The 13,206-nt window shown below is 72.8% G+C and carries 13 protein-coding genes; 8 read left to right on the forward strand and 5 right to left on the reverse strand.

From position 1 onward, the window contains the following. Positions 1–23: 23 nt before the first annotated feature. Positions 24–680, forward strand: a complete 657-nt coding sequence (locus tag ABZ249_RS06095; RefSeq protein WP_355257902.1) for a hypothetical protein — start codon at positions 24–26, stop codon at positions 678–680. Here ABZ249_RS06095 and ABZ249_RS06100 read toward each other — a convergent pair. After that, a complete protein-coding gene (locus tag ABZ249_RS06100; protein WP_355257905.1) occupies positions 655–2,133 on the reverse strand; it encodes an aldehyde dehydrogenase (NADP(+)) in 1,479 nt (492 codons plus the stop codon). The genes ABZ249_RS06095 and ABZ249_RS06100 overlap by 26 nt on opposite strands. Before the next feature lie 289 nt (positions 2,134–2,422). On the opposite strand from ABZ249_RS06100, the gene ABZ249_RS06105 reads away from it, so the two are divergent. The 3 genes from ABZ249_RS06105 (at position 2,423) to ABZ249_RS06115 (ending at position 4,814) form a co-directional block, all read left to right on the forward strand. Then, positions 2,423–3,013: a TetR family transcriptional regulator gene (locus tag ABZ249_RS06105; protein ID WP_220564156.1), complete on the forward strand. Its 591-nt coding sequence runs from the start codon at positions 2,423–2,425 to the stop codon at positions 3,011–3,013. 8 nt (positions 3,014–3,021) lie between these two features. Then, on the forward strand, positions 3,022–3,981 hold the full coding sequence (locus ABZ249_RS06110; RefSeq protein WP_220565442.1) for an alpha/beta hydrolase: 960 nt from the start codon (positions 3,022–3,024) through the stop codon (positions 3,979–3,981). A 209-nt stretch (positions 3,982–4,190) separates the two neighbouring features. Further along, positions 4,191–4,814 carry an HD domain-containing protein gene (locus tag ABZ249_RS06115; RefSeq protein WP_220564155.1) on the forward strand — a complete coding sequence of 208 codons (624 nt, stop codon included), beginning with the start codon at positions 4,191–4,193 and terminating at the stop codon, positions 4,812–4,814. A 69-nt stretch (positions 4,815–4,883) separates the two neighbouring features. On the opposite strand, the gene ABZ249_RS06120 is transcribed toward ABZ249_RS06115, so the two are convergent. The 3 genes from ABZ249_RS06120 to ABZ249_RS06130 all read right to left on the reverse strand — a co-directional run bounded on the left by ABZ249_RS06120 (position 4,884) and on the right by ABZ249_RS06130 (position 8,038). Further along, positions 4,884–5,642 carry a sulfite exporter TauE/SafE family protein gene (locus tag ABZ249_RS06120; protein ID WP_355257910.1) on the reverse strand — a complete coding sequence of 253 codons (759 nt, stop codon included), beginning with the start codon at positions 5,640–5,642 and terminating at the stop codon, positions 4,884–4,886. Between the two features lie 203 nt (positions 5,643–5,845). Then, positions 5,846–6,769 carry an SPFH domain-containing protein gene (locus tag ABZ249_RS06125; protein WP_220564153.1) on the reverse strand — a complete coding sequence of 308 codons (924 nt, stop codon included), beginning with the start codon at positions 6,767–6,769 and terminating at the stop codon, positions 5,846–5,848. Between the two features lie 483 nt (positions 6,770–7,252). Beyond that, positions 7,253–8,038, reverse strand: a complete 786-nt coding sequence (locus ABZ249_RS06130) for an ABC transporter ATP-binding protein (RefSeq protein WP_355257914.1) — start codon at positions 8,036–8,038, stop codon at positions 7,253–7,255. 79 nt (positions 8,039–8,117) lie between these two features. Between ABZ249_RS06130 and ABZ249_RS06135 the strand changes: the two genes are divergently transcribed. Further along, the gene (locus tag ABZ249_RS06135) at positions 8,118–8,891 is read left to right on the forward strand and encodes a hypothetical protein (RefSeq protein WP_220564151.1); all 774 of its coding nucleotides are present in this window, start codon (positions 8,118–8,120) and stop codon (positions 8,889–8,891) included. Positions 8,892–9,081: 190 nt separating this feature from the next. Here ABZ249_RS06135 and ABZ249_RS06140 read toward each other — a convergent pair whose 3' ends face one another. Beyond that, positions 9,082–9,528, reverse strand: a complete 447-nt coding sequence (locus ABZ249_RS06140; RefSeq protein WP_355257917.1) for a DUF1772 domain-containing protein — start codon at positions 9,526–9,528, stop codon at positions 9,082–9,084. A gap of 91 nt (positions 9,529–9,619) precedes the next feature. Here ABZ249_RS06140 and ABZ249_RS06145 point away from each other — a divergent pair, with 91 nt between their 5' ends. The 3 genes from ABZ249_RS06145 to serB all read left to right on the forward strand — a co-directional run bounded on the left by ABZ249_RS06145 (position 9,620) and on the right by serB (position 12,456). Beyond that, positions 9,620–10,198 (forward strand): TetR/AcrR family transcriptional regulator, encoded by a 579-nt coding sequence (locus ABZ249_RS06145; RefSeq protein ID WP_355257920.1) that lies wholly within the window; start codon positions 9,620–9,622, stop codon positions 10,196–10,198. Between the two features lie 230 nt (positions 10,199–10,428). Then, a complete protein-coding gene (locus ABZ249_RS06150; protein ID WP_220564148.1) occupies positions 10,429–11,070 on the forward strand; it encodes a DUF1707 domain-containing protein in 642 nt (213 codons plus the stop codon). Between the two features lie 111 nt (positions 11,071–11,181). Beyond that, positions 11,182–12,456: a phosphoserine phosphatase SerB gene (gene serB / locus ABZ249_RS06155; RefSeq protein WP_355257924.1), complete on the forward strand. Its 1,275-nt coding sequence runs from the start codon at positions 11,182–11,184 to the stop codon at positions 12,454–12,456. The last annotated feature ends 750 nt before the right edge of the window (positions 12,457–13,206 follow it).

Genomic DNA, 13,206 nt, shown 5'->3' on the forward strand with positions numbered 1-13,206 from the left:
ACGACCCGCGCGCAAACGCCCTCGTGGCCGCACTGGCGATCGGTGTCATCTTCGCGTTGCTCCTGGCCGCCGGAGGCTTCTATCTCGGTGTCGGCGACGCGGTGACCGCTCTCCTGCCGTACGCGGCCCTCTCCCTGGCGGGGTGCGCGCTGCTCTGCACGGCCGTGTACCGGCTCACCCTGCGGTACGACATGGAGCTGACCGCCGAGGGCGCGCTGCCGCCCTTGGCGGACCCGTACCACGTGGCCATGGCCGAGGGCCTGGTGGACCGGGGCTCCCTTGGATGGCACCCGTGGGTGAACCGGCACGGGTACGTCCTCGCCGGACAGCGCCTGCGGGAGTTCGGGGTCCGGCGCCCGGGCGGAACGATCTTCCTGCAATGGACCTGTGCCCTGTCCTGCGCGGCGCTCATCATCATCTCCCAGGTCTGGGATGAGGCCGCGCTGCACCCGGTGAACCTCATCCTGCCCGTCCTCGGCTGCGCCGGGTACGTCGTGGGAGCGCTCACCCACCGATCGGCATCACAGAGTCGGCGGGAGCACGCCGAGGCCTTCCGGGAGAAGTACGAGGCGTGGGGCGCCACCGGGGACCCGTACTTCCCCGGATTCCCCGAGCGGGGACCGGGGCGGGCGGGGCCCGCCCCGGCCCGGCGGGTCACACCGCCGGGGGCGCGCCGTTGAGGCGGCGCGGGACGCCCAACGGGTTGGCGTCGCGCAGAGCTTCCGGAAGAAGGCCGTCCGGCACCGACTGGTAGGTGACCGGGCGCAGGAAGCGGCGGATCGCGGTGCCGCCCACCGAGGTGTGCAGCGGCGCGGTCGTCGCCGGGTACGGCCCGCCGTGGGTCATGGCGTGGGTGACCGCCACCCCCGTGGGCCAGCCGTTCCAGACGACCCGGCCCGCCACGGACGCGCCCAGCGCCAGCAGCGCGGGCGCGATCGCGTCGTCCTCCTCGCCGTGCACGGTGACGGTGAGCTGGCCCTGGAGGACGCCCGCGGCCTCCAGCAGCCTCCGCTCGTCGGCGTAGGTCACCACCAGCGTCGCCGGGCCGAAGCACTCCTCCAGCAGGGCCTCGGAGTGCTCCAGCAGCGCGTCCAGGTCGGTGCGCAGCAGCGACGGCGACCAGCCGCCGTCCCCGTCCGCCGCCCCCTGGACCAGGACCTCGGTGGCCGGGTGCCCGGCCAGGGTGTCCAGCCCGCGGGCGAACCCGTCGGCGACCCGGTCGTTGAGCAGCGGTGCCGCGGCCCGCCCCGCGAAGTCGGCGACGAGCGCGTCGAGCTTGGTGTCCTCCGGCACGAACACCACGCCCGGCTTGGTGCAGAACTGGCCCGAGCCCAGGTTCGCCGACTCGGCGTACCCGGCGAGGATCTCCTCGCCGCGGGCGGAGGCGGCGGCCCGGGTGACGAACACCGGGTTCACGCTGCCCAGCTCCCCGTAGAACGGGATCGGGTCCGGGCGCGACACCGCCAGGTCGAACAGCGCCCGCCCGCCCGGGATGGAGCCGGTGAACCCGACGGCCCGGGTCAGCGGGTGCAGGACCGCCTGCCGCCCGGCCTCGACCCCCTCCACGAGGGCGAACGCCCCCTCCGGGGCGCCCGCGGCGGCCAGCGCCGCCACGACGACCTCGGTGGTGCGCCGGGCCAGGCGCGGGTGGCCGGGGTGGGCCTTGACGACCACCGGGCAGCCGGCGGCCAGCGCCGAGGCGCTGTCCCCGCCCGCGGTGGAGAACGCGAACGGGAAGTTGCTGGCCCCGAAGACCACGACCGGCCCCAGCGGCACCAGGATCCGCCGCACGTCCGGGCGCGGGGTGCCCCAGTCGGGGTCGGCGGGGTCGACCATGGCCTCCAGGTAGGTGCCGTCCTCCAGCACGTCGGCGAACAGCCTCAGCTGGAAGGTGGTGCGGCCCAGCTCGCCGCGGCAGCGGGCCTCGGGGTAGTGCGCCTCGGCCTGCGCCAGGGGGACCAGGTCGTCGGCGGCGGCGTCCAGGGCGTCGGCGACGGCCCGCAGCAGCCGGGCCCGCTCGGCCGGGGTGAGCGAGGCCAGCAGCGGGGCGGCGGCCGCGGCGCGCTCCATGACGGCGTCGAGTTGCTCGGGTGTGGTGTCCCGCGAGTCCTCGGTCGTCGGCGGGGTGTTCATGACTCAACCTCCAAAAGCGATGGCTGTGAGGCCTCGGGCACGCCACTACCCTGCCCTGACGGTGGCGCGGAAGGAAGAGTCCGCAGAACGAAACTGGAATTTCCCCGGAACCAGGTGATTCCGGAACGGCATCATAGGTGCTGTGACGACTAATTCCCGAAGCTCAACGCCCCCGCGGTCGCGGAGGACCCCCGCAGGCAAGAACGGGTCGGGTCACGCACGTGTCTCCACTGACGAGCTCGCCTTCGCGCAGGCCCCCCTCCGGAGGCTGCCGGCCCAGCAGCGCAGCATGCTCCGCGTCCAGCGGATGCTCGACTGCTGCGCCGAGATCCTGGACGAGGTCGGCTACGACAACCTGTCCACCACCCGGATCGCGGAGCGCGCCGGGGTCGCGATCGGTTCGGTCTACCAGTTCTTCCCCGACAAGAAGGCGATCACCCAGGCCCTGGGGCTGCGCTTCCTCGACCAGTTCGGCGCCCGGATCACCGAACGCCTCGCCGGGACGTCGTTCTCCCACTGGACCACCGCCGTCGACGCCATCGTCGACGAGTACATCGACATGCACCGCAACGTGCCGGGCTTCCGCAGCCTGCACTTCGGCGACATCGTCGACACCCGGCTGCTCAACGGCGGCACCGACAACAACCGGGTCATCTCGATCCGGCTGCGCAAGATCGTGGTGTCCGCCTCCGGCATCCCCGACAGCGACGAGCTCGACCGGGCCGTCAACGTGGCCGTCGAGGCGGCCGACGCCGTGCTCAAGCTGGCGTTCCGGAACGACCCCGAGGGCGACCCCGACCTCATCAACGAGGCGAAGAGGCTGGTGAGCAGCTACCTCACCGACTTCTCCCGGCGCAACGAAGGCGAGGCGCGGTGGTAGACGGCACCATGTTGGACGGCAGGTCCGCCCCGGTCGCCGGGACCGCCGCGGGCATCCCCTTCCTGGCCCTGCCCCCGGCGACGGGGGCGCACCCGGCACCGCTCGTCCTGGGCCTGCACGCGTTCGAGCCGCCGCGCAGCGAGGCCGCCCTGGCGGGGACCGCGCCCCTGGCCTCCCTGCCCGCCTGGCGCGTCTACCCGGGGCTGCCGCTGTTCGGCGCCCGGCTGCCCGAGGGCGGGGTGCCCGAGATCGGCCGCCGCGGGGAGAGCGACTACCTGATGGAGCTGTTCGGCCCCGTGGTCGAGGGGGCCGCGGCCGAGCTGCCGCGGCTGGTCGCCGAGCTGCGCTCCCTGTTCCCGATCACCGACGACCCGGTCGGCCTGCTCGGGGTGGGCGCGGGCGCCTCCGCGGTCCTGCTGTCCCTGGCCGAGGGCGACCTGCCGGTCGGCGCTGCGGCCCTGGTCAACCCGGTCACCGACCCGGCGCCCGTCCTGGCCGCCCGGGAGCGCAACCGCGGCGCCCCCTACGGCTGGACCGAGGACGCGCTGGCGGTCCGCGAGCGGTTCGACTTCACCTCCCGGGCCCCCGAGGTCGCCAGGCGCCGCGTCCCGGTACTGGTCGTCAGCGGCGGCCGGGACGACGTGCTGCCCCCCGAGCACGGCCTGGGCCTGCACGAGGCGCTGCGCGCCGAGTTCTCGGGCACCGCGGAGCCCGAGGAGCGCGGTTCGGGCTGGCTCCGGCGGCGCGGCCGCCGCCTGAAACAGGAGGCCGCCGCACCCGTGTCGCCCGAGGGCACCGACCATGTGCTCCGTCACATCGTGATCCCCGACCTGGCGCACGCCATCGGCCCCGAACCCGGGCTGGAACCGGGCCCGCTCACCCCCGGCGGCGTGCTCGCCGACCGCGCCCTGACAGAGTGGTTCCACCGGCACGTCACGGCTTCCGCGCAGGTCCGGGGCGGTGCGTGAGGGGTCCGGTACCCCGGTGGCGGTCCGCGCGCGACCGCAACCTCCCCGTGAGACCGCGTTCACCGTGTGCACTCCGCCGCATCTCCGGCCGTCCCCTTAACGGACGCCGCCGCGACAGTCGGTCCGCGTTCCATGGGATCATCCAGGGGCGACCGCTCGAGGGCGGTCCACCTGACCGTTTCGACTCATCCTTCAGGAGGGCGAACCACGTGACGGAACCGGCACCGGTCTTTGCCAGCGGGGTCGACAACGAGCGGTTGAACGCGCAGCTCCGCTTCCTTCTGGAGGTGGACAAACTCAAGCGCATCCTGCGGCAGAACCTGCTGGTGGACGGGTCCCGCAGGGAGAACTCGGCCGAGCACTCCTGGCATCTGGCGCTGACCGCGCGCACCTTCGCCGAGTACGCCCCCGAGGGCACCGACATCGACAGGGTCGTCGAGATGCTGGTGCTGCACGACATCGTGGAGATCGACGCGGGCGACACCTTCCTGTTCGACCAGGTCAACTCGCAGACCCAGGCCGAGCGCGAGCGCGCCGCCGCCGACCGCATCTTCCCGCTGCTCCCCGAGGACCAGGCCGAGGCCGCCCGCGCCCTCTGGGAGGAGTTCGAGGCCAGGGTCACCCCCGAGGCGCGGTTCGCACGGGCCGTGGACCGGCTGTCGCCGATGCTCGCGAACTGGCACAACGAGGGCGGCACCTGGGTGCGGTTCGGGATCACCCGGGCCCAGGTCATGGAGAAGGTCAAGCTGATCGCCGAGGGGTCCGAGGCGCTGGGGGCGTACGCGACGGCGCTCATCGACGACGCCGACCGGCGCGGGTACTTCCGCACCTGACCCCCCGCCCGGGCGCGAGCGCCGGGCGCGCCCCGGAGCCGGAGGCGGGCACCTGCGCGGTGGGACGGGTCAGACCCGGCCCATGAGCAGCTGGATCGCCGCGGACAGGCCCACGACCACCAGGACGACGCGCAGGGCCGCGGCGCTCAGCCGGCGGCCGAACCGGCCGCCCAGGTAGCCGCCGAGGATCGAGCCCACCGCGATGAGGCCGACCACCGGCCACGACGGCGAGGCCAGCACGATGTAGAACACGGCGGCGACGCCGTTGACGATCCCCGCGAGCAGGTTCTTCAGGCCGTTGAGCCGCTGGAGGTCGTCGTCCAGGGCGGCACCCAGGATGCTCATGAGGATGATGCCCTGGGCCGCGGCGAAGTAGCCGCCGTAGCTGCCTGTCAGGTAGGCGCCCAGCGGGAGCAGCGGACCGCCGTCCCTGCGCGCGGGCTTGCGGGCCCGGGCCCAGCGGGTGATGCGCGGCTGGAGGATGATCAGCACACAGGCCGCGCCGATCATGAACGGGACGACCTTCTCGAAGACCCCGGCGGGCAGGTAGATGAGCAGCAGCGCGCCGGTGATCGCCCCCATCAGGGACATGCCGCCCAGCCGGATGACCCGGGAGCGCTGCCCGGCCAGCTCCCTGCGGTAGGCGATGGCGCTGCTGATGCTGCCGGGCGCCAGGCCGATGCTGTTGGAGATGGTGGCGGTGATCGGCGGGTACCCCAGGGCCAGGAGCACGGGGAAGGTGAACAGGGTCCCCGACCCCGCGATGGAGTTGATCCCCCCGGCGGCGATCCCCGCCAGGAGGACGGCCGCAGCCTCCCAGAGTTCCATAGTCCGGCTTTCGTGGCTTCTCCGCTCCCCGACCGTCGAGGGCTCCCACAGCCTACGAGAGCGGCCCCGGTGAGCCGGTCATCGGGTCATCCACTGGCCGCCGTAACGGGCCCTGCGGCCCGTGGGGCAGGTCTTCCGTGAAGCCGTGCGGCCCCGGGGCGCTCGGGCGCACCGGGGCCGCACGGCGGGTCGCGGCGGGGGCGTCAGGGCACCCGCACGACCTCGTCGCGCAGGCGCTGGAACGCGGCGCCCACCCCCTGGATGGCCTGGCCCATCTCGGACGGCACGATCCACACCTTGTTGGCGTCGCCCTTGGCGATCTCCGGGAGCTTCTGGAGGTACTGGTAGGCCAGCACGTCGGGGTCGACCTTGCTGGTGTGCAGGGCCTTGAACACCATGTGGATGGCGTCGGCCTCACCGCGCGCCCGCAGGGTCTGGGCCTCGGCGTCGGCCTTGGCGGTGAGCATCTGCGCCTCCGCCTGCCCCTTGGCCCGCAGCACCGCCGCCGACCGCTCACCCTCGGCCCGCAGCACCGCGGACTGCTTCTCGCCCTCCGCGCTGAGCAGCTGCGCGCGCTTCTCGCGGTCGGCGCGCATCTGCATCTCCATGGCCTCCTGCACCGAGCCCGGGGGCTCGATGCCCTTCAGCTCGATGCGGCTGATCTCGATGCCCCAGTCGCTGGTGGCCTCGTCCAGCACCGCCTTCAGTTCGCGGTTGATCTGGTCGCGGGAGGTGAGGGTCCCCTCCAGGTTCATGCCGCCGATGACGTTGCGCAGCGTGGCGAGGGTGAGCTGCTCGACCGCCTGGATGAAGTTGGCGACCTCGTAGGTGGCGCGGTAGGCGTCCACGACCCGGATGTAGACCGCGGAGTCGACCTCCACGGCCAGGTTGTCCTCGGTGATGGCGGACTGCGGCGGGAAGCTCACCACCTGGACGCGGCGGTCGATGCGCTCGCGGACCTGGTCGACGCCCGGAATGACGACGTTGAACCCCGAGTCCAGGGTGCGGTGGTACTTGCCGAAGCGCTCCACCACGTCCTGCATGGAGTGGGGGATGATGCGCACGCTCCGCCAGAAGATGAGAAGGAGAACGGCGACGAAAAGGGCGACGATGATGACCATGGTCATGCGATCACCCCTTTGTCGCGCTCCGGGGCGGTATGCGCCGCGGCGGTATTCGACATCGACATCTGGGCAGCTCCGGTTCTCCTGACGGGGGTGCAGGCAACGCGGGCACGGACCGCGCATCGCCCGGCCCCGCCCACCCGATGATCATAAAGCGCGCCGAATTGGAGCGTTCCGCTCACCGCCGAAGACGGTACCCGAAGTCACATCAAGGAGCTATATCCGGACAGGAACAGTATTTAAGGTCAATATGATGGCGCTGTTTCCGTACCCCTTATCCGTGTTTTGGGACAGCGTCCACTCTGGGCCCCGGTATCGGCAACGGCCCGCCGTCGGTCCCGGACCCTGTCCTCGGCCCCGGTCCCGGCGCCGAGGACAGGGAGGTCACCGGGGATCCGGGAAAAGGGGACGGCCGGCGGAGGACCGCCGGCCGTGCACGGGAGGAGAGCGGGGAAGGGTTCTCGGGGGTCGGGAGCGGGTCCGGGGTCAGACCGCCCGGGCGTTCCAGCGGTCGCCGTCGCGCTCCACCTTCAGGGGCAGGCCGAACGTCTCCGACAGGTTGTCGGCCGTCATCACCTCGTCCAGCGGACCCGCCGCGACCACACCGCCCCCGCGCAGCAGCAGCCCGTGCGTGAACCCGGCCGGGATCTCCTCGACGTGGTGCGACACCACCACCAGCGCCGGGGCCGCCTCGTTGCGGGCCAGCGCGCCCAGGCGGCGCAGCAGGTCCTCGCGGCCGCCCAGGTCCAGGCCCGCCGCGGGCTCGTCCAGCAGCAGCAGCTCGGGGTCCGACATCAGCGCCCGGGCGATCAGCACGCGTTTGCGCTCGCCCTCCGACAGCGTGTGGAACTCCCGGTCGGCCAGGTCGCCGACGCCCCAGTGGCCCAGCAGCGCCCGCGCCCGGCCCAGGTCCGGGACGCCGTACTCCTCCCGGAACCGGCCCAGGTACCCGTAGGCCGCGCTCAGCACCAGGTCGAGGACCGGCGTGCCCTGCTCGATGCGGTTGGCGATCGCCGCCCCCGCGTACCCGATGAGCGGCCGCAGCTCGAACACGTCCACCCGCCCCAGGTGCTCGCCCAGGATCTCCACCTCGCCCGAAGTGGGGTACAGCTGGCTGAAGGCCACGCTCAACAGGGTGGTCTTGCCCGCGCCGTTGGGGCCCAGGACCACCCAGCGCTCACCCTCCAGCACCGACCAGTCCACGCCGTCCAGCAGGAGCGCGTCACCCCGCCGCACGGTGACACCGCTCAGCCCCAGAACCCGACCGTCCATCGTTCTCCCTCACGTCACTCGCGTCCCGCGCCGGTGCAGTGCCGACCCGGCCGGCGCAGCACCGACCTACCCTGGAGCCATGAACTCCACGTCCGCAACACTCGTCGCCTGGGGCAACGCCTGGCTGTCCGGGCACGTCGGCCTGGACGAGGCCGTGGACGCCGTCGAACGCCACAGCGGGCCCCAGCTCATCGGGACCGTACCGCCGGGGGACCTGCCCTTCGAGGAGGGCGTACCGCTGCGGGCCGCACTGGTACGACTTCGTGGCCTGCCGGGTACGAGACCCTCGGCGTTCCGGCTGGCACTGCCCGTACAAGGGGACCCGCTCGGTCTGGTCGGCCCCGGGGAGTTCAACCAGGCCGCGCTGGAGGCGCGGGAGGGGGTACTGCTCCGACTCGCCGACCGCCAGGTGGGGCTGGTCCCCACGACCGACCGGCGGGGTTCATCCTACGTGGGGGTCTCCTGGGCCCCGTATCGGGCCAACGACACGATCCCCCAGGTACCCGGCCTGGCCGAGGCCGAGCAGGCGCTCAAGCTCACCCTCATCGAGGTCGCCCGCGACCTGGAGGGCGTCGACGACCTCACCGGCTTCTCCCCCGATGTCCGCCGGCGGGTGAACGCGCTGGGCTCCGCCGACGGGGGCGGCGGAGGGCTCCCGCCCGCCTACCCGCAGCGCGCCCGCGGTGTCGCCGAGCAGGCGGCGCGCCTGGCGGCGGTCGTGGAGCTGGCCGACGCCCGCTCCGGCCGCGGCATGAGCGCCCACCAGGCGGAGCTGAGGGCGCGGTCCCTGCGCCGGCTGGACTCGGCCGTGCGCCGGGCCCTGGTGGCCGCGCACTCCTCGATCCCCCTCTGAGCCCGCGTCCCGGGGCACGTGCCGTGCCGTGACCGGCGGGCCCTCCCCGTACGGCGCCCGGCCCCCGCGGCATGCGCCGGGCGCGCGGCCGAGGAGAGGCGGAGGGGAGAGCCGCGGCGCCGCGTCCGCCGGCCGGCGAACGCGGCCCGCCCCGGCCGGCCTCGCCGGCCGTCCGTCCGGGGCCGCGGGCTCAGGCGAGGGCGGTGACCAGCAGGGCGAAGGCCGCGGTGATGACGGCCACCCGGACGTAGTGGTAGCGGTCCCAGCGCTTCATCTGCCGCTTCCAGTCGGCGGGCCGGTTCTCGGGGGTCCACGTCTTGCCCCTGTTGTTGATCGGGACGAGCAGCAGGACCGACATGAGCACGCTGACGACCAGCAGCGCGGCGGCGGTGACGACGAGGCCGACACCCTCCTGGTGCCACCCGGCGACGGCCCAGATCCCGACGAGCACGAGCGAGCCGATGTACCAGACCGGCATCGCGGCCCCGAGCATCCGGCCCCCGTGGCTCCGGCCGAGCTGGCCGCTGTCCTCGGGGAGGGCGTCGAGGATCCGGTTGAAGACGAGGGCGACGGCGAGCTCCACCCCCACCATCAGGCCCACGATCACGGTGGTGACGATCTCCAGTGCGACGAGCACGGCTGTGCCTCCAAGTTTCTAGCGCCGCTAGATTTTGATGCGATGCTAATACTGCCGCCGCTCGATTGTCTAGCAGTGCTAGAATCAAGCCATGTCGGTACAGGAACGCAAGCAGCGCGAACGGGCCGAGCGCGAACGCCTCATCGTGGCCACGGCCCGCGAACTCGCCGAGCGGCAGGGCTGGGACGCCGTCACCACCCGCCGGCTCGCCGAGCGCATCGAGTACAGCCAGCCCGTCCTCTACAGCCACTTCCGCGGCAAACGCGAGATCATCGGCGCCGTCGCCCTCCAGGGCGCCGCCGAGATGGCCGTGGCGCTGCGGGCCGCGACCGCCGCCGCGGACGGCCCCCGGTCGCGGGTCGCCGCCCTCGCCCGCGCCTACCTCGACTTCGCCGTGCGCAACCCGGCGGTCTACGACGCCATGTTCCGGCTCGACGGCGGCCTGGCCTTCGCGCACGAGGACACCCCCGAGCCCCTGAAGGACGCCTTCGCCGCCCTGCTGGAGACACTCGGCGAGGTCTCCGGGGACGGCGTCCACCCGGGGCTGTTCACCGAGGTGTTCTGGGCCGCCCTGCACGGGCTGGCCACCCTGACCCGGGAGGAGCGGCTGCCGCCGCAGTACGCCGAACAGAGGCTGGAGCTGCTGGTGGACCGGTTCATCGCGGCCTGACACGCCGTCCGGGCGGGGCACCCGCACCGCGAACCGCCCCGCCCGACGGTCACGACCCGGTACCGGCCCTGGCCGGTACGGCCCGGAAGGGGCATCCTTGGTCCTGGGGGCCTGAGGGGGAGTCTCAGGGTAGGGCCAGGGAAGATACCTGATCCGCCCGCGACGGGCCCGAACCCATACTTGGAGTGCGGCCGACACCCGGCCCACGATCGAGGAGGAGACCCGACACCATGCAGCCCGAGCACATCCGAGCTTCCGACGCGGACCGTGACAAGGTTGCCGAACGCCTGCGCGAAGCGCTGGCGGAGGGTCGCCTCACCCCCGTGGAGCACGAGGAACGACTCGACACCCTCTACAAGGCCAAGACCATGGGCGAGCTCGCGCCCATCGTCTCCGACCTGCCCGCCGCCGGGCACAGCCCGTTCCCCACCGCCGTCGACGGCGCGCACGCGGCCGACGGCATGGAGATCCTGGGCCAGGAGGCCCGCGACCTGGCCGGGCAGAGCAAGGGCTCGGAGAACATGGTCGCCGTGTTCGGCGGCTGCGAGCGCAAGGGCCGCTGGCTGGTCGAGCCCCGCACCAACGTGTCCGTCCTGTGCGGCGGCGTCGACCTGGACCTGCGCGAGGCCGTCCTGAGCCGCCGCGAGGTCACCATCCAGGTCGCCGTCATCCTCGGCGGGGTCGACATCACCGTCCCCCACGGGGTCAGGGTGATCAACAACACGTCCGGGATCCTCGGCGGCACCGAGCTGCACGGAACGGACCAGGTGACCGACCCGAACGCCCCCGTCATCCGGCTCACCGGCACCTGCATGCTGGGCGGAGTCTCCGTGAAGGCGAAGAAACCGCGCAAGTCGAAGAAGCAGAAGTGACACCAGGGCCCGGGAAGACCCCGGCCCGGGTGTCCACATAGTGAACTAGCTGGGAAAAGAAGCGACCTGCGCGACGGCGCCGGCGAGCGGCCGAGTACCGTGGACAGCGCCATGAATGATGAAACCACGTTGTCGGTGACGGTGACCGGTCGCGACCGTCCGGGGATCAGCGCGCGCCTGCTGAGCACCCTTTCCGTCTTCCCCGTGACCATCGTCGACCTCGAGCAGGTCGTCCTGGCCGGACGCCTCGTCCTGGGCGCCGTCCTGGAGGTGGACGAGCGCGTCGCCCCCGGGGTGAGCCGCCACCGCGTCTTCGAAGAGGTCCGCAACGCGCTCGACAAGACCGCGATCGACCTCGACATGGAGGCCGACTACGCCTCCGGGGACGCGCACAACCGGGTCAACGAGTCCTCCTCCGCCGCACGGCTGCACGTCACCGTGCTCGCCGACCCGCTGCGCCCCGGCGCGCTGGGCGCCATCACCTCCTGTGTGGCCCGGGCCGGCGCCAACATCGACCGGATCGAGCGGCTGTCCAGCTACCCGGTCACCTCCGTGGAGATGGAGATCTCCGGCGCCGCGGGCGACCCCGCCCGCCTGGCGCAGCTGCGCGCCGAGCTCGCCATGGAGGCCTCCACCCAGGGCGTGGACGTCGCCGTCCAGCCCAGCGGCCTGCACCGCCGCGCCAAGCACCTCATCGTCATGGACGTCGACTCCACCCTGATCCAGGGCGAGGTCATCGAACTGCTGGCGGCCCACGCTGGCTGCGAAGAGGAGGTCGCCCGCGTCACCGAGCAGGCGATGCGCGGCGAACTGGACTTCGAGGAGTCCCTGCGCCGCCGGGTCGCCCTGCTGAAGGGCCTGGACGCCGACGCCATCGCGGAGGTCTGCGAGGAGATCCAGCTGACCCCCGGCGCCCGCACCCTCATCCGCACGCTCAAGCGGCTGGGGTACGAGTGCGGCATCGTCAGCGGCGGCTTCACGCAGATCACGGACGTGCTCGTGGAGCGGCTCGGCCTGGACTACTCCGCCGCCAACACGCTGGAGATCGTCGACGGCAAACTGACCGGGGGCCTGGTGGGCCCGGTCGTGGACCGCAAGGGCAAGGCCGTCACGCTGGAGCGGTTCGCCCGCGAGGCCGGGGTGCCGCTGGAGCAGACCGTCGCCGTGGGCGACGGGGCCAACGACCTGGACATGCTCCAGACGGCCGGGCTGGGCGTGGCGTTCAACGCCAAGCCGGTGGTCCGCCAGCAGGCGGACACGTCGGTGAACGTGCCCTACCTGGACACGATCGCGTTCATCCTGGGGATCACCCGGGAGGAGATCGAGGCGGCCGACCTGCACGCACACGCGGAACCGGCGTCCATCGGGCATACGTCCCTGGGGTGACGGGGAGCGGGGGTGGGCTTGATCCGCTCAGGCGTTCCCTTGGGCTCTTTCAACGCTGTGGTGGGTGACGGGTAGGGCGGTCGGGGGTAGGCCTGTCGGGGGTCGAGCCACGGTCGGAGGGCGGATCTCGTCTCCTTCGGCTCCGGGGGCGGGTGTCCGGCTTCCTGATGTCCTCGGCCACCGCCGGTGGGCGTCGGGGGCCTTCGCCCCGGGGGCGAAGGCCGTAAGGGGTTCCCGCCCCGCCTCGGCCCCAGGGGGTTCCCGCCCGACTGGAAACCTCAGCCCCAGGCCGGACACAGAACCTCGGCCTTGGTCCCACCAGGTGCACGCCGCAAACGCCGTAGAGGCGTTCCCGTGTCGTGGGTCGGGGCCGGCGGCAGGGTGCGGGTCTCACCCCCATGGCGAAGGTGGCCGGCCCCTCCTCCCCACACCCTCCGGAGCGGAGGTCGCGGTCCTGTGCCCGAGCTGGGGTCGAGGTCGCGGGTATGTGCGGCAACATCCCCTGGGGCGAGGGTCGCGGTTCTTCCTTCCCACACCCCCTGGGGCCGGGGTCGCAGGAGCGCGCGGCTCTCACCCCCTACGGCCAGGGTCGCGGTCCTGTGCCCGGTCTGGGGCCGGGGCCCGTGGGTACGTGCGGCTTTCACCCCCGCTCCCGTCCGTACCGCGGTCACGTGCGGGAGTAGGCGACAGCGTGGAGCCCCTTCACCGCCGCCGGCGCCCCCAACCTTTCCAAGCGGTGCGGGTGCGCGC

This window comes from Nocardiopsis sp. NPDC006139, from assembly GCF_040614155.1.
GTDB lineage: Bacteria > Actinomycetota > Actinomycetes > Streptosporangiales > Streptosporangiaceae > Nocardiopsis > Nocardiopsis changdeensis.